The sequence below is a fragment of the Paenibacillus sp. E222 genome (assembly GCF_013401555.1).
In the GTDB taxonomy this organism is placed as follows: Bacteria; Bacillota; Bacilli; order Paenibacillales; family Paenibacillaceae; genus Paenibacillus.
In genome coordinates this window covers 339,920-354,732 of sequence record NZ_CP058552.1, presented here as the reverse complement: position 1 = coordinate 354,732, position 14,813 = coordinate 339,920, and the positions used below count along the sequence as shown (strand labels likewise).

Sequence of the window (14,813 nt, the reverse complement as noted above, 5' to 3'; positions counted from 1 at the left end):
AAAATGTAGACAAGGTACGTCTGGAAATGGACATTTCCTCGCGTTGACTTGAGGTTCACAGGATGATAATATACTAATATCATCTTAATACACATTAAACTTATCGGATTTATATATAATTAACAAATTGAACATGAGCAGGGAAGAATGGAAAGGGGAAATGGGCATGGAGCGTCAGATCAGTATTCGTCATGGGCAAGAAGAATTAACAGCCACGATTCATTATCCTGTCGTCAAAGACATCAAGGAGGGAAATCACCAACAGCGCGTGCCTCTTGCTATCATCTGCCATGGATTCGTAGGAAGTCGGATCGGTGTAGATCGTCTGTTTGTGAAGACCGCCCGTGAGCTGGCCGAAGATGGGTATTTGGTGCTGCGCTTCGATTATATCGGCTGCGGGGAGAGCAGTGGTGAGTACGGAGCTGAAGGACTGGAATCCATGATTACCCAAACACGTTCTGTGCTGGACTATGCGGTAAACTGCAGTGATGTAGATCCAAGCCGTGTAACGCTGATCGGACATAGTCTGGGTGGAGCTGTTGCGCTGCTCACTGCTGTCCGTGACAAACGGGTCAAGAATCTTGTGATGTGGTCATCCGTGGGATACCCGTTCAATGATATTGTGAAAATTACGGGACGTGATGTATACGATGAAGGGGTGAAACTGGGGTCTGCTGATTATCTCGGCTACAAGTTTACACCAGCATTCTTTGAATCACTGGCTGAACATCAGCCTTTCCAGGAAGCCGTTAAATTTAACGGGGATGTGCTGGTGGTGCACGGTACATCGGATGAGACCATTCCTGTCGATTACGCATTCCTGTATCAAAAGGTATTCTGGATGCGCCAGGAAGGCCGCTGCGACAAGGAGATTATTTTCCAGGGCGATCATACCTTCTCTTCCGGTAAAGAGCGTGAACAGCTGATTACGCGTACGAGAGAATGGCTGGGAGAACGTCAGAAGATCGAACAGGATTGGCAGCACTGGATGATCTAAGAGTGGTTATATAGCAATCTTTATCTTTAAGCTAGAACATTCTATATCCAACATGGATTGGTCCATAAGGCCACATGCGCGTCCAGATTGCATCTGATTGGGATGTTAGCTTGGAAAAGCGCCTTCTTCGGGGTAAAATAGAAGGGTAAGCATACTATCCGTGTCTGGAGGTTGGCAGCAATGACATTACCCGCACTATTCATTGCGCATGGTTCTCCCGCTCTGGCGGTGGAGAGCAATGATTACACTCACTTTTTGAACCAGCTTGGAGACAGGCTGCCGGCTCCGAAAGCCATTGTTGTATTTACGGCGCATTGGGATCGTCCCGAACCGTCCGTGACAATGGATGATACACATCAGACCTTGCATGATTTTTACGGATTTCCCTCTAATATGTATACAATGAATTACCCTGCGCCTGGTCAGCCAGACCTTGCGAATGAGATCTGCGCTCTGTTCACCCGTAGTAATCTCCCACATCAACCGGTTCGAGGCCGGGGATTGGATCATGGGGTATGGGTACCGCTGCTACACATGTATCCAGAAGCCAATATTCCTGTAATTGCGGTATCTGTCGATTCGCTGCGTTCCCCGCAGGAACAGTATGATATTGGTCGGATGCTGGAGCAGCTGCGTCATGATAATGTGCTGATTATTGGCAGCGGTGGAACCGTTCATAACTTGCGTATGCTTGGCAGTAATGATGAGCCGCAAGACTGGGCAGTGGAATTCGATAACTGGATTGGCGAGCGGCTGGAGCAGTGGAATACGAGAGAGCTGTTTCAATATGACAAAAAAGCGCCCCATGCCCGCACAGCAGTTCCATCCTATGGAACGGAGCACATTGCGCCTTTGTTCTATGCCATGGGTACGGCTGATATGTCACGATCTGCAAAACGTCTATTCCAGTCGTATCCTTACGGTACGCTCAGTTTGAACTGCTGGCAGTTTGGTGACGGCGTATAACTTGGAACAGACAAGAGGATGTAAACAGGTCCGCGGATTGTATTTTGCAAAAACACGTAGTTCTTTGACCAGATAGAGTTAGGTTATGAATGAGCTGATCCAAAAAGGTTTCTGCGGCCAGCGTAATGGGCCTCAGGAACCTTTTTCTATAACTTGACCATTCTGCAAATGAGTATATTCACTTGCGAATCTCAAAAAGCTCACATGCTGTACGCGAGTGATATGCCAGTTCACTTACACTGGACTGAACCACAACGGTATTGCTGTCAAAACGGATAATGACGCCACCGGAATCAATCTGGTGATTATCTTTAAAAACACGGACTTTATGCTTCATTTCCATGGCTTCCTGGAAGTCGGCATCGGTCTCAAGACGGCGCTGGGTTGGCATGTCATGTACTCCTTTGATTATAATCGATCGATATGTTCATCATAATACGTGTTTCTGTCGATGGGCAAGTCGGATGACCTACAAGCATATATAAAAATACAAAAAAGTCCTGCTCTCCAGGGGGAGGGGAGCAGGACCGGATCATGTCTACTTACGATTTAGGCTGTTTTGTGCGTAGGATTTATCGTTGGTGTTTCTTTAGGCTGGCTTCCTTTATTGCGAGTGAACAATCCGCGAAGGTAAGGCATTACCCAACGATCCAAACCAATTTTACCAGCGTTCGCACCTGCAACTACAAGGAAGATTTCCATCAGAACTAATTGAGCATTCGTGCTTACTGTTCCCGAGAAGAGGAACGCGAAGTTCATGACCATCGCCATCAGTGCTGCCAGTGTTGTAAAGCATCCAAGAATGAGACCCAGACCTACAAGGAATTCACCCAGCGGGATGATGAAGTCGAACAGTCCTGCATTTGGTACCGCGAATTTCTCAAGGAAGGTTGCCCACCAAGCTTGCACCGCCGGGTGATCACCAGTTGCTTTTTCTACAGCGCCTGCAAGGAATCCGCCAGCTTCGAATCCACCTGTTAATTTGCCCCAGCCGTGTGTCATCCAGTCGTAACCGATATACACCCGAAGTACTGTCAAAATCCACATTGCCACTTTGTTTTCTCTAAGCCATTGGTTGAAGCTGAACATATAAACCACTCCTTCATGGAATCTAGTGTGTGTTGTTTTTGTTTTTCTAAGTGATCACCTTTGATGTCTTTATTGTATAGTTCAAAAGTCATCTTGTTTGTGATTATTATCACAATCTAGTTCAAATTTTAAGTAAGGTTTGAGAAGTTCACATTTAGGACATATTTTTCATCCTGGCTCAGGTTTCAAATGTAAAATGCAGGGTAGAAAATGCTCTCCTTATCGAAGACAAATGGTGCTGTGTGTGATTAAATGGAAAGAAATACGTGAAATGGTCACCTACATAAGAGCAACTACAGCCTAGATTTCAGCCATATCGTTCAGGAGGTACATATATTGAAGCAATTGAAATGGAACAAAATGATTTCTGCGGCATCGCTGCTTATTCTGGCCTCAAGTCTGGTTGCTTGCCAGAGTAAGGAGATGGTTCAAATTCCGAAGCCGGAGTCCGTTCCTACACCCGTACAGGAAGAACAAGAGACGGAAGAACCTGCTACGTCGCTCTATACTGCGCCTCTGACGGGTCTGCCTGTTGATGAAGCCATTACGCGCCGCCCATTGGCGGTTATGATTAACAATGCTCCTGCAGCACGGCCCCAATCCGGTCTGAGTGCGGCAGATATTATGATCGAAGTGCTCGCTGAGGGAGGCATCACCCGTTTTATTGCCATCTTCCAAAGCGAAGGCGGGGCAGAGACGGTTGGGCCCGTGCGCAGTATCCGTCCGTATCTGATCGAGCTTGGTGAGAGTTATGATGGGGTATTAGTTCATGCGGGTGGCAGCCCGGATGCCTATTCCATTTTGCAAAAGCAGCAGAAACAGCATATGGATGAGATATCGAATAGCGGCCCTTATTTCTGGCGTTCCTCGGATCGTAAAGCACCGCACAATCTGTACACGTCGGCGGACAAGCTGAGAGAAGGCGCGGACACCAAAGGGTATAGTTACGACTTCAAATCCCCTGTATATACGTATAACGAGGAGGGCGCCACGTCTGGCGGAGAGTTGGCCAAGCAGTTCGATATTCATTATTTATTGGAGAGCTACCGGGTCACGTATGATTATGATGAAGTTAGCGGACGATATATGAGATTGGTGAACGGAAAGGCAGACCAGGATCTGGATAACGGCAATCCGATCGGAGGGTCCAACATTATTGTAGCGGGTGCGGATCACAAGGTGCTCGATAATGTGGGCAGATTGTCCGTTAATCTGGAGCAGGGCGGTGAAGCCATGCTGTTTCAGAAAGGCAAAATGATTCGAGGACAGTGGGTCAAAAAACCGGGTGATATTATTCGATTTGTACAAAATGGGACCGAAGTTGCTCTTGTTCCTGGCAAGACTTTTATCAGTATCGTTCCGAATCAGCCCGACTTTGCATCACATGTCGAAATTGAAAATTAATCCAATTTGAAGAGAAATGTAAACGCAGTGTAAAATTTCATCATCATTTTTCCAGCCATTCCAAATAATTAAGATTCATTTCAGATTTATGTGATAAGAATATAAAAAAGGATCATGCCTTATGTACAAACCGTGAAACATTTATGATAAGATATCAAAGGTTGTCATTTCATGTTTCATCGGTTATCGGCAATTTCTCGTAAAGGGGATAGAGCTATGAAGCTTAAGAAGAAGAAGGATATATTTTTTGAGACACTAGAGAACATGGCAGATACGGTCGTGCAAGCGGCTGATTATTTCTCCCAACATGTTTCCAACCTTCAGGATGTGACTCTTTTTGCCAATGAAATGAAGAAGTACGAGTCCCAGTGTGATGATTATGTTCATACCATCATTACAGAGCTCAACAAGACATTTATCACGCCGATCGAACGCGATGATATTATGGAACTGACAACGACACTTGATGACGTATTGGACGGACTCGAAGCAACGGCTTCCCGTTTCTATATGTACCAACTGACTGACCCGGACGAATATATCGTTCAATTCGCTGAAATTTTGCGCCAATCGGCTTACGAAATTCAGAAGGCCATTCATTTGCTGTCTCAGAAAAAATTGCTGGCGATCCGCGAGTACACGATTCGTCTGAACGATCTGGAAAACCAGGGCGACGAAGTGCTGCGCAACTGTATCAAGAACCTTTTCGCTACTGTGCCTGATCCGATTGAACTGATCAAACGCAAAGAAATTTACGAACGTCTTGAGACAACAACGGATGCTTGTGAACACGTAGCGAATGTGCTCGAATCCATCATCATGCGTAATTCTTAAGGAGCCAGAGAATAATGGAAACAACGATTTGGGTATTGGGTATAGTCGTCTTCCTTGCACTGGCGTTTGACTTCATCAACGGATTCCACGATACGGCGAATGCCATTGCAACTTCGGTCTCGACACGAGCACTGACTCCTCGCCGGGCAATCCTTATGGCTGCCGTGATGAACTTTGTCGGTGCCATGATGTTTACTGGAGTAGCGAAGACGATCGGGGGGAGTGTAACAGACCCCACCAAGCTGGATAACGGGATTGAGGTCGTCATAGTCACCTTAATCGCCGCGATTATCTGGAATCTCGTTACATGGTGGTTCGGAATTCCTTCTTCATCCTCGCATGCATTGATTGGTGCTCTTGCTGGTGCTGTACTTGTTGGCGCAGGGGCTGATAAAGTCAAATGGAGTGGATTTATTGACATCGTCGGAGGGTTGTTATTATCACCTCTGATCGCATTTGCCATCGGGTATGTGGTCATGACCATTCTCAAATATATTTTTGCCAAACGCAGTCCGCATAACGTGAACAAAGGTTTCCGTACGGTACAGATTTTCACAGCAGCACTCCAGGCGTTTACGCATGGTACCAATGATGCACAGAAGGCAATGGGGATCATTACCTTTGCACTCGTTGCAGCAGGCGTACAGGATCATCTGGAAGTTCCGTTGTGGGTTAAAATCTCTGCGGCAACAGCGATGGCTCTTGGTACTTCCATCGGTGGTTGGAAAATCATCAAAACGATGGGAACCAAAATTTTTAAAATTGAACCGATTAACGGATTTGCAGCAGATCTGTCAGCCGCATCTGTTATTTTCACAGCAACCTTGCTCCACCTGCCGGTGAGTACAACTCACGCAATCACATCTGCCATTCTGGGTGTTGGTTCCGCGAAACGTTTCTCAGCCGTGAAATGGGGACTAGCTGGACGTATCATTATTACGTGGTTCATTACAATTCCGATTACCGGGGCGCTGGCAGGATTGTTGTACTGGATCATTTTCTAATTCGAAAAAGTGTTCCAGAACAAATTCTGGATTTCAGACAAACTGTTCATAACGTTGTGAATATCGGGATATGTGGACAATTAAACAACCAAAAAGAAGAGACGCCTGTGCATGAACGTGTGGACAGGCTGGATATGTGGATAGCCATCCGTGGAATGATAAACCAAAAGAAGATATTCCTGTGGATACAGGAGACTGTGGATAGGGAAATGAGAGAAGCCAACAGGGTTGGCTTTTTTTGTTGTCGCGTTTGCAGGATAACGTGTGTATAATGGGCTGTTGCAGGGGACGGTTCAATGGTTAAAGTTGTGCAATAGCGTAAAGGATACAAGACAAGGACGTGGTCTAATTTATGATTCGTACACTCGCCATCTCACGGGATCATCAGGTATCTGTAAATGTACCGCTGACACAGCTGGATCTGCAGGATTACGCCTGGGTATGGGCAGATTTCAATCAGCCTTCCGAAGAGGAAAGCAAGTTACTGGATACATATTTTCATTTTCATCCATTAGCTATTGAGGATTGTATGCATGTGTTGCAGCGACCCAAGCTCGATTATTATGACAATTTGCAGTTCCTCGTGCTGCATGCATTGAATCCGACCACATTGGAAGCGGAAGAGGTGGACCTGTTTCTGGGTGCAAACTTCCTGGTATCCTATCATCACGGGGCCCTGGAGGAAGTCGATGAAGCTTGGGAGCGATTGCTGCATCATGCGCATGAACGAACCATTTGGGCCCGAGGCCCGGTGGCAGCGGCGTATACGGTGATGGACAAGTTGGTCGATCATTATTTCCCGTCTCTATTTGCCATTGAGGATGAGCTGGCTGAACTGGAGAACCGGGGCGGCAAGGAGTCGGTGGAAGACCTGATGAATCAGGTGTTCGACTTGCGCAGTCGATTGCTGAAGCTTAGACGGACGGTAGTGCCCATGCGGGATCTGCTCTATCGGGTAGTCAATTCTCAGCATGTGCAGCGAACTGGGGAGCATACCGTTTATTTTACCGATATCTATGATCATTTGTTGAAGCTGACAGACATGATTGAAGCTGATCGGGAAATGACGGCTGACCTGCGTGACAGTTACATCTCCTTGAATTCCAATCGAATGAACCAGATTATGAAGACCCTCACCGTAATTACAACAGTCTTTATGCCACTGACGCTGATCGCGGGGATCTATGGCATGAACTTTGCTTATATGCCTGAGCTGCAATGGAAGTTTGGGTATGGAGCTGTGCTGCTGCTGATGTTTGTTCTGGGCGGAAGCATGGTGGCCTGGTTTGTGAAGCGGGGCTGGTTTAAATAAGAAAGACTAGCAATTGGATAGCAAGCGAAGAGTTAGCGATCTGCACAGATCGCTTCTTTAGCCTGTGTACGATGTGTATAAGAGGGCAAATAGGAGTACATATAGATTGGTTTTCGGAATAGATGTCCACATGTGGATAAGATAAATGAAGAAGCAACATGTGCATAACTTTATTTTGAAGGATATTTGGCTGCTACGAACAGAGTGAAAATAGTAAAAGGCATCTTCAGTAGTGAAGACGCCTTGGGGAATTTCTCGATGAATGGATTCTATGAGCTGAATTTGAACATGGGATGCATATCATAAAATGAACCGTGCCACGTTTTCATGATAAGTTGGATGGCTACAGCATAGGGTAGTTTACTCTGCTTGCTCCAATACAAATGTGGCCGTAGCGGCAGGTTGTCCATTAACGACAATCGTTAGCGTATGCAAACCAGCGTAATGCTTTCTCGTCGTAATGACTTTGAACGATTGCTTCGTTGCAACCTTGGTTCTCCCTGTAGGGAAGGTTTTGTCAGAGCATTTGAACCGCTTGGGTGCCTGCTTGCCATTGGCTTTCATATATCCGATTTCATATTCGATTCGCAGCATCTGTGACTGACCACTTTTATTTACCACATCAAAAGAGAAATGAAGATCTTCCCCGATGGCTACGGTATCTCTTGCAAGCTGAAGATGCTCGATATGTGTCGCATCCTGCTCGACATAACCAAAGAGGCTCAGCGCCTTCGGATGTCCCTTTTTCAGCAAAGAGCGGCTTGCATGGCGAACGATCCAGTCCGTATGCTCATGTTGTCCGTACCAGCTGGAGGCCAAATCCAGGACCAGTTCAGGGTGGTCTTTCGAGATGTCGTTCAGGTGGTTGGCTACACTTTTTCGGACATACAGGGATTCGTCCTGCTTCAATTCATGCAGAATGGGAAGTACGGGTGTTGGATCGGTGATGAACCCCCGAAGTTTGGAACCCCATGGAAGACGTGGACGGCTGCCTTCACTGGCAAGCCTGCGTATATGTTCATTCGGACTGCCCGTCCATTCCATCATGCGTTTCATCGTTTCGATCGGGTATCGTTCAATAAAAGGGCGTACCGCGAACTCGGAACTGGAATAAGGTGTGAAGAGGGTCAAGTATTTCATGGATAGTTCGTAGTTTTCCGGCGCAAGTCCGTTGACTTCAATAAAATCGGGAACGAACAGATACTCGACCCCTCGCATATGCGGTGCGGCCTGCTCAATCACGTGTAATGCCTCTTCATAGTTGTCAGGGAGAACTTCGGTCAATGCCGACGTAATGCGGCGGATACGAGCTTTGAATTCCAGCTCTCCCCAGCCTTCGGCAAATACAAGTTCACGAAATTGCTGTTTGTCCAACTTGGGGTAGAATTGGTGTAACCATTCCCCTGTCCGGTCGATTAATGCGGGAGTATATTTGTCTTTGAACAGTTCCATAATCCGCCTCCTTTATCTATAACTCAGTATACCTCAATTTACGGGAATAAGAACATAGGTTCTTAAAAAATGGTTAGGAAAATTCTCTTATATTAAAGAATGAGTGAATTGATGGGGAGAATAGATGGAAGTGGATTAAGGCACCCCCTTATGTAAGAGGGCACCTGGGAAAAATTTTAGAGTTATTTGCTTTTTTTGGGACGACGTTTGGTGGAATTGGATTTATTCCGGCCCGTTTTACTACTCGTGTTCCGTTTGCGAGGAGCAGAGGTCGTTTTTTTACGACGTTTGCGTGAGCGAGGTGGCGAATACTCTTCATAATCTTTATCCGCAAGACTGCTGCTCTTTTTTCCTTTTCCAAAAGGCAGAATCCCCATCACCAGTTTCATCATGGGTGCCATCTGCTGGAAGCCACCAACGACCTTTTGCATTTTGCCGATTCCGTTCATGATGCCATCAATTCCACCAAAACGGTCGATCATTCCTTTCAGTTCCCCGATGTTGGCCAGGGAAAAGCCTGAGGAAGACGCAGGCGCTTCCACCGGAACAGGGGGAGCAACAGGAGCTCCCCCGCCGAAAAAGTTTCCACCAGGTCCCCCCGGGCCACCTGGACTATAAGGTACAAGTCCGGATGCTTCAACCTCTTGGAATTGAGGGTAGTAAGGCTCTACTCCAGGATACATGGGTTGAACCTGAGCTTCATTCAATGCCCGTGGCGGCATATAGGCAGAAGAATGGGCCTGCCGTTGCGTATGGGAAGACGGACGCTGCCGTGGAGCAGGCTGGCGGTGATAATAATGCTGTGGCATGAACTATCACGTTCCTTCTATGTTGGATTTCGGAATTGCGTTCCTTCAGCTGCTGGACGTGCATAACAGACCGAGTCGGAACTCCCTTTTGCTATACTGTATGTCATTAGCGGAGAGACGGCGTAGGCGAGTATCCCGTAAAACGGGATATTTGCGGATTTGGGCGCAGAGAGGATGCCAGCTTCACAGTGGAATTATATTTTTCCGACACAAAATTGTCACATTTTAAATTTGATAATTCCTACATAATTAATAGGAAATATACACGGAAAAAGAGGGAAAATCGTAAGAAAGAGGAGGATTGTGCGCGCACGGAGGACATTTATGCTATATGAAAGCGGTAACATGTATTTTTATTCTGTAGTGCGTGAAATCGTTAACGCTTGAAATACCAACTCAGGCTGGGTACAATGAAGGTACACAGTAACCGCTAGGGGATGATGATGAAATGCAGCTGAAAAAGCTAAATGATAAAAGCATTGAACAATTATTTGAGGCTATTTTGACTCTGAAAGATATTGAAGAGTGTTATGTGTTTTTTGATGACCTCTGCACGGTAAACGAGATTCAATCCATGTCCCAGCGGCTGGAAGTAGCACGTATGCTTGGCAAAGGAAATACTTATAACCAGATTGAAGCGGAGACAGGTGCAAGCACAGCCACGATCTCTCGTGTAAAACGCTGCCTGAACTACGGTAATGACGGTTATAAAATGACGCTGGAACGCCTGGGACGATAAGGATGAAGAAACCGGGTGTACTCATCATTAGTCACGGTTCTCAGGAGAAGACCTGGGTAGAATCCGTCGATGACGCGGTCTCCCGGTTGAATCTGCCTGAATCATTGCCCGTTGAAGCCGGGTTTCTTGAACTGGTGGAAGGACGCCTGATCCAGGACGGTATCAACCGACTGGAAGCACAGGGCGTAACTGATATATTGGTCGTACCTCTGTTTGTATCGTCCGGTAGTACACATGTGGATGAGATTGAGTATGCCATCGGTGCCAAAGACGCTCCGGAGCGTGAGACGGATCTGGAACCCTTTGAGGTGAAAGCACAAGTCCACTTCGGCTATCCTGTGGATAACGACCCGGATATTGCGGTCATGGTCTGGGACAAGGTAAAGGCCCTGTCGCAGCAGCCAGAACAGGAGACGATTCTGCTAGTCGGACATGGGAGTATTCACGATGGATTCCGTCAGCGCTGGGAAGCGGGTATTTCTTCACTCGCACAGCGGGTGCAGGAAGTCAGCGGTGTTGCTCATACCGATTATGCGCTGCTAAATCCGGACAGTGTGTACAGCAAGGCGAAATACTGGAGTGAAGAGCGGGGGAGCCGGGTTATTGTGGCGCCGTTGTTTTTGAGTGCCGGTTATTTCACTATGAAAGTGATTCCGAGCCGACTGAAGGAGCTGGATTACGCGTATAGTGGTGAGACGCTGCTTCCACATCCGCTATTAGGGACGTGGCTGGAGCGCCAAATTCAACGTTTACTGGAAAGATGTAATGAGGTTAAGGTTTAGGATAGGGAAAGCAGGTCGCTGCTAGCGATTATTTCCGTTCTCTCTAACAATAGCTTAAACACCAAACGGCAGAGATGCCGTTTTTTTTGTTTTTGTATGTAATTTAGACCAAACACGCCGAAGCAGGCGTGTTTTTTTGTATTAGGCAAACCCTCTACGAGGGGAAACTTCGAGTTCAATCCATGCAGACAGAGTGAAGACAGAGGATTCTAACTCTGAAATGATTCTCTTTACAGGAAAGTTTTTGTCTGATAAGATGTCAACATTCAATTGTTAACCTAAATAATATTTTTGGTTAACAATTGAAATGCTCTTACGGAAGGTGATATCTTGTGACACATTATGAACGGCTTGCAGCCAAAAATAAGGCTCATTTATGGAACCCTTTTACGCAAATGAAAGATTACAATAACTCTGATCCTCTCATCATTGAACGAGGCGAAGGCGTCATGCTCTATGACGTCCAGGGACGTGCTTATTATGATGGCTTCTCCTCGGTTTGGCTTAATGTTCACGGACATAACATACCCGAGCTGAACCAGGCCATAACGGATCAGTTGGAACGTGTTGCACATTCTACGTTACTCGGAATGGCTAATGTGCCAGCTATTGAACTTGCTGAGAAACTAGTAGAGATTTCCCCAGAGGGATTAAATAAAGTATTTTATTCCGATTCGGGAGCAACTGGTGTCGAGATCGCAGTGAAAATGGCGTTTCAATACTGGAAGAATCGAGGAGAAACTGGTAAAACGAAGTTTATCACGATGAATCAAGCCTATCACGGAGATACGATTGGTGCGGTGAGTGTCGGTGCAATTCCGTTGTACCACGATGTGTTCCGTCCCATGCTGTTTCCTACTCATGTCATTCCATATCCTTACGTCTATCGATATGAGGATGGCGAGCGGGAAGCCATGGAAGCTACGTTAACCGCATTACGTAATGTACTTGAAACGAGTGCAGATGAAATCGCGGCTATTATCGTGGAGCCGATTGTGCAAGGAGCTAGCGGCATCCTGATTATGCCAGAGGGCTGTCTCCGCGAGATGGCAGCACTTTGCCTTACATATGACATACTATTCATCGCCGATGAGGTGGCGACAGGTTTCGGTAGAACAGGTGCAATGTTTGCTTGTGATCTCGAAGAAGTGTCACCTGACTTGATGGTGATAGGCAAAGGCCTTACAGGCGGCTACTTACCTGTGGCTGCGACACTGGCAACAGATGAGGTGTACAGCGCATTTTATGCCGATTATGAAGAGCAAAAAACATTTTTCCACGGTCATTCCTTCACAGGTAACCCGCTCGGCTGCGCTGTTGCTTTGGCTAACTTGAAACGATTTGAAGAGCGCAACCTGGTGGAAGGTGTAAGAGCAAAGGCGGCTTTTGTCGAGCAGAAGCTCTCAGTACTTAAAGGTTCTCCGCACGTCGGGGATATCAGGCAAAAGGGACTGATGTTAGGAATTGAGCTTGTACGGGATAAAGCAACTCGGGAACCGTACGATTGGGCCGAACGAATTGGTGTTCGGGTAACGGAGCGGGCCAGAGAGCTTGGCATGCTTACGAGACCCCTTGGCAATGTTGTTGTGTTCATGCCTCCTCTCGCTAGCACAGAAGCTGAGCTTGAAGCAATGATTGATATCTTGATGCAATCCATTGTTGACGTTACCGAAGGTGGTTCGAAATCATGAATGTATTTCCCGGATTATTTGTAACTGGTACGGACACAGGGGTTGGAAAAACAATCGTTACAGGGGCTCTTGTTGCTGCGCTTCGTGCTGAAAAGCGGAATATAGGCGTCTGGAAGCCTGTGCAATCCGGTGCACTTCTTGGCAGTGGAGAAACCGATGCAGAACGCCTGTTGCAATACACCGGAATTGATGAGCGTGCCGAGCATGTGGCGCCATTTACGTTCCAAGCTCCACTGACCCCGATGCTAGCTGCCAAGCAGGATGAGGTGGAAATTACGCTACAGGAAATAATCAGTGCGGGTCAGCCGCTGGCAGATCGATACGAATCGGTACTCATTGAAGGAGCAGGCGGTGTCGCTGTCCCTCTGACCGAAGACTCTTTTGTGGTGGATTTGATCTCGAAGCTACGGACACCGGCCCTGATCGTTGCACGGACAGGTTTAGGTACGATTAATCATACACTTCTTACAGTGTCATACCTGCAGCAGCATGGGATTAAGATCGTAGGTTTTATTCTGAACGATGGTGAATCTGACGAGATTTATAACGACTCCAGCATCACAACAAACGCGGAGCTGATTGAACGTTATTGCGGCATCCCCTTTCTTGGACGTTTTCCTCGCTTAATGGACGAAATAAATACAGAATTGTTGATCCAGGTCATTCGAGAGACGATCCAGTTAACACCGATCAGACAGGCATTAACAGTTCAATCCATGGAGGAGGAATGAAGTTGAAAACAACGGTAACTAATCTAGAATGGTCGTCGCTTGCGAATCGATCGTTGAATGGCGAATGTTTAACAATGGAAGAGGGACTTGCCGTGCTTGAAGCAAGCGACGATGAGGTATTGCCGCTGATGCAAGCGGCTTTCCAAGTGAGGCAATATTTTTACGGCAAAAAAGTGAAGCTGAATATGATTATCAACGCCAAAAGCGGCTATTGTCCCGAAGACTGCGGCTATTGCTCACAATCCATCGTATCCACCGCTCCCATCCAGAAATACAGCTTGCTCGACAAAGAAACGTTGCTTGCAGGAGCACATGAAGCTATGGCGCGTAAAGCAGGAACCTATTGCATTGTAGCTTCAGGCAAAGGTCCCACGAATAAAGAGCTGGATCAAGTGGTTGAGGCGGTAAAAGAAATCCGTGAAACGATGCCACTTAAAATCTGTGCTTGTCTAGGAATCTTGAAGGACGATCAAGCAGAACGTTTGGCTGAAGCAGGCGTGCACCGATATAATCACAACTTGAACACAAGTAAGGCCAATTATCCATCGATAACCACAACGCATACCTATGACCAGCGAATTGAAACCGTGGAAAAGGTAAAAGCATACGGCATGTCTCCCTGTTCCGGTGTCATTATTGGTATGGGTGAGAGTAATCAGGAAATTGTTGAGATGGCTTTCGCGCTCCGTAAGCTTGATGCGGATTCAATTCCGATTAATTTCCTGAATGCAATACCGGGGACCCCTCTGGAAGGAGCAGGACGCACTCCGGCTATGAAGGCGCTTAAGGTACTGGCACTATTTCGGCTCATCTGTCCATCTAAAGAGATTCGTGTTGCGGGTGGACGCGAGATTAACCTCCGTACATTGCAACCTTTGTCACTGTATGCTGCTAATTCACTCTTTGTAGGTGATTATTTAACGACAGCAGGTCAGGAAATATCAAATGATCATCAAATGATTGAAGATCTGGGTTTTGAGATTGAGTTAAATGCACTATAAGG

The 14,813-nt window shown here is 46.7% G+C and carries 15 protein-coding genes; 11 read left to right on the top strand and 4 right to left on the bottom strand.

Annotated features, from left to right (window positions below):
- The first annotated feature begins 166 nt into the window (after window positions 1-166).
- Both HW560_RS01530 and HW560_RS01525 read left to right on the top strand, forming a co-directional pair.
- Window positions 167-997 (top strand): alpha/beta hydrolase, encoded by an 831-nt coding sequence (locus HW560_RS01530; RefSeq protein ID WP_179261704.1) that lies wholly within the window; start codon window positions 167-169, stop codon window positions 995-997.
- A 180-nt stretch (window positions 998-1,177) separates the two neighbouring features.
- On the top strand, window positions 1,178-1,963 hold the full coding sequence (locus tag HW560_RS01525; protein WP_079697187.1) for a DODA-type extradiol aromatic ring-opening family dioxygenase: 786 nt from the start codon (window positions 1,178-1,180) through the stop codon (window positions 1,961-1,963).
- A gap of 178 nt (window positions 1,964-2,141) precedes the next feature.
- Here the strand turns inward: HW560_RS01525 and HW560_RS01520 are convergent, their stop codons facing one another.
- Both HW560_RS01520 and HW560_RS01515 read right to left on the bottom strand, forming a co-directional pair.
- Window positions 2,142-2,354: a hypothetical protein gene (locus HW560_RS01520; protein ID WP_076291601.1), complete on the bottom strand. Its 213-nt coding sequence runs from the start codon at window positions 2,352-2,354 to the stop codon at window positions 2,142-2,144.
- A gap of 158 nt (window positions 2,355-2,512) precedes the next feature.
- On the bottom strand, window positions 2,513-3,052 hold the full coding sequence (locus tag HW560_RS01515) for a DoxX family protein (protein ID WP_090904873.1): 540 nt from the start codon (window positions 3,050-3,052) through the stop codon (window positions 2,513-2,515).
- 336 nt (window positions 3,053-3,388) lie between these two features.
- Between HW560_RS01515 and HW560_RS01510 the strand changes: the two genes are divergently transcribed.
- The 4 genes from HW560_RS01510 (at window position 3,389) to corA (ending at window position 7,606) form a co-directional block, all read left to right on the top strand.
- Window positions 3,389-4,456 carry a DUF3048 domain-containing protein gene (locus tag HW560_RS01510; RefSeq protein WP_257031592.1) on the top strand — a complete coding sequence of 356 codons (1,068 nt, stop codon included), beginning with the start codon at window positions 3,389-3,391 and terminating at the stop codon, window positions 4,454-4,456.
- Window positions 4,457-4,672: 216 nt separating this feature from the next.
- Window positions 4,673-5,290, top strand: a complete 618-nt coding sequence (locus HW560_RS01505) for a DUF47 domain-containing protein (protein ID WP_062327047.1) — start codon at window positions 4,673-4,675, stop codon at window positions 5,288-5,290.
- Between the two features lie 14 nt (window positions 5,291-5,304).
- Window positions 5,305-6,294, top strand: coding sequence for an inorganic phosphate transporter (locus HW560_RS01500; RefSeq protein WP_090904871.1), 990 nt, complete (start codon window positions 5,305-5,307; stop codon window positions 6,292-6,294).
- Between the two features lie 352 nt (window positions 6,295-6,646).
- The gene (gene corA, locus HW560_RS01495) at window positions 6,647-7,606 is read left to right on the top strand and encodes a magnesium/cobalt transporter CorA (RefSeq protein WP_090904870.1); all 960 of its coding nucleotides are present in this window, start codon (window positions 6,647-6,649) and stop codon (window positions 7,604-7,606) included.
- 360 nt (window positions 7,607-7,966) lie between these two features.
- On the opposite strand, the gene HW560_RS01490 is transcribed toward corA, so the two are convergent.
- Together HW560_RS01490 and HW560_RS01485 are read right to left on the bottom strand one after the other, a co-directional pair.
- Window positions 7,967-9,058, bottom strand: coding sequence for a DNA alkylation repair protein (locus HW560_RS01490; RefSeq protein WP_179261702.1), 1,092 nt, complete (start codon window positions 9,056-9,058; stop codon window positions 7,967-7,969).
- Between the two features lie 182 nt (window positions 9,059-9,240).
- Window positions 9,241-9,867 carry a hypothetical protein gene (locus tag HW560_RS01485; RefSeq protein WP_090904868.1) on the bottom strand — a complete coding sequence of 209 codons (627 nt, stop codon included), beginning with the start codon at window positions 9,865-9,867 and terminating at the stop codon, window positions 9,241-9,243.
- A gap of 448 nt (window positions 9,868-10,315) precedes the next feature.
- Between HW560_RS01485 and HW560_RS01480 the strand changes: the two genes are divergently transcribed.
- The 5 genes from HW560_RS01480 to bioB all read left to right on the top strand — a co-directional run bounded on the left by HW560_RS01480 (window position 10,316) and on the right by bioB (window position 14,811).
- The gene (locus HW560_RS01480; RefSeq protein ID WP_017690665.1) at window positions 10,316-10,606 is read left to right on the top strand and encodes a YerC/YecD family TrpR-related protein; all 291 of its coding nucleotides are present in this window, start codon (window positions 10,316-10,318) and stop codon (window positions 10,604-10,606) included.
- A 2-nt stretch (window positions 10,607-10,608) separates the two neighbouring features.
- Window positions 10,609-11,388 (top strand): sirohydrochlorin chelatase, encoded by a 780-nt coding sequence (locus HW560_RS01475; RefSeq protein ID WP_179261700.1) that lies wholly within the window; start codon window positions 10,609-10,611, stop codon window positions 11,386-11,388.
- A gap of 332 nt (window positions 11,389-11,720) precedes the next feature.
- A complete protein-coding gene (gene bioA, locus HW560_RS01470; protein ID WP_179261698.1) occupies window positions 11,721-13,079 on the top strand; it encodes an adenosylmethionine--8-amino-7-oxononanoate transaminase in 1,359 nt (452 codons plus the stop codon).
- Window positions 13,076-13,810 carry a dethiobiotin synthase gene (gene bioD, locus HW560_RS01465; RefSeq protein WP_179261696.1) on the top strand — a complete coding sequence of 245 codons (735 nt, stop codon included), beginning with the start codon at window positions 13,076-13,078 and terminating at the stop codon, window positions 13,808-13,810. The genes bioA and bioD overlap by 4 nt, the downstream gene beginning before the upstream one ends.
- A gap of 2 nt (window positions 13,811-13,812) precedes the next feature.
- A complete protein-coding gene (bioB, locus tag HW560_RS01460) occupies window positions 13,813-14,811 on the top strand; it encodes a biotin synthase BioB (protein WP_257031591.1) in 999 nt (332 codons plus the stop codon).
- The last annotated feature ends 2 nt before the right edge of the window (window positions 14,812-14,813 follow it).

What these genes read in the sequence shown, in the direction of transcription:
- bioD (WP_179261696.1), top strand. Translation starts at nt 13,076, where the DNA reads ATGAATGTATTTCCCGGATTATTTGTAACTGGTACGGACACAGGGGTT.
- corA (WP_090904870.1), top strand. Translation starts at nt 6,647, where the DNA reads ATGATTCGTACACTCGCCATCTCACGGGATCATCAGGTATCTGTAAAT.
- HW560_RS01525 (WP_079697187.1), top strand. Translation starts at nt 1,178, where the DNA reads ATGACATTACCCGCACTATTCATTGCGCATGGTTCTCCCGCTCTGGCG.
- HW560_RS01485 (WP_090904868.1), bottom strand. Translation starts at nt 9,867, where the DNA reads ATGCCACAGCATTATTATCACCGCCAGCCTGCTCCACGGCAGCGTCCG.
- HW560_RS01480 (WP_017690665.1), top strand. Translation starts at nt 10,316, where the DNA reads ATGCAGCTGAAAAAGCTAAATGATAAAAGCATTGAACAATTATTTGAG.
- HW560_RS01500 (WP_090904871.1), top strand. Translation starts at nt 5,305, where the DNA reads ATGGAAACAACGATTTGGGTATTGGGTATAGTCGTCTTCCTTGCACTG.
- HW560_RS01530 (WP_179261704.1), top strand. Translation starts at nt 167, where the DNA reads ATGGAGCGTCAGATCAGTATTCGTCATGGGCAAGAAGAATTAACAGCC.
- HW560_RS01490 (WP_179261702.1), bottom strand. Translation starts at nt 9,058, where the DNA reads ATGGAACTGTTCAAAGACAAATATACTCCCGCATTAATCGACCGGACA.
- HW560_RS01475 (WP_179261700.1), top strand. Translation starts at nt 10,609, where the DNA reads ATGAAGAAACCGGGTGTACTCATCATTAGTCACGGTTCTCAGGAGAAG.
- HW560_RS01520 (WP_076291601.1), bottom strand. Translation starts at nt 2,354, where the DNA reads ATGCCAACCCAGCGCCGTCTTGAGACCGATGCCGACTTCCAGGAAGCC.
- HW560_RS01515 (WP_090904873.1), bottom strand. Translation starts at nt 3,052, where the DNA reads ATGTTCAGCTTCAACCAATGGCTTAGAGAAAACAAAGTGGCAATGTGG.
- HW560_RS01505 (WP_062327047.1), top strand. Translation starts at nt 4,673, where the DNA reads ATGAAGCTTAAGAAGAAGAAGGATATATTTTTTGAGACACTAGAGAAC.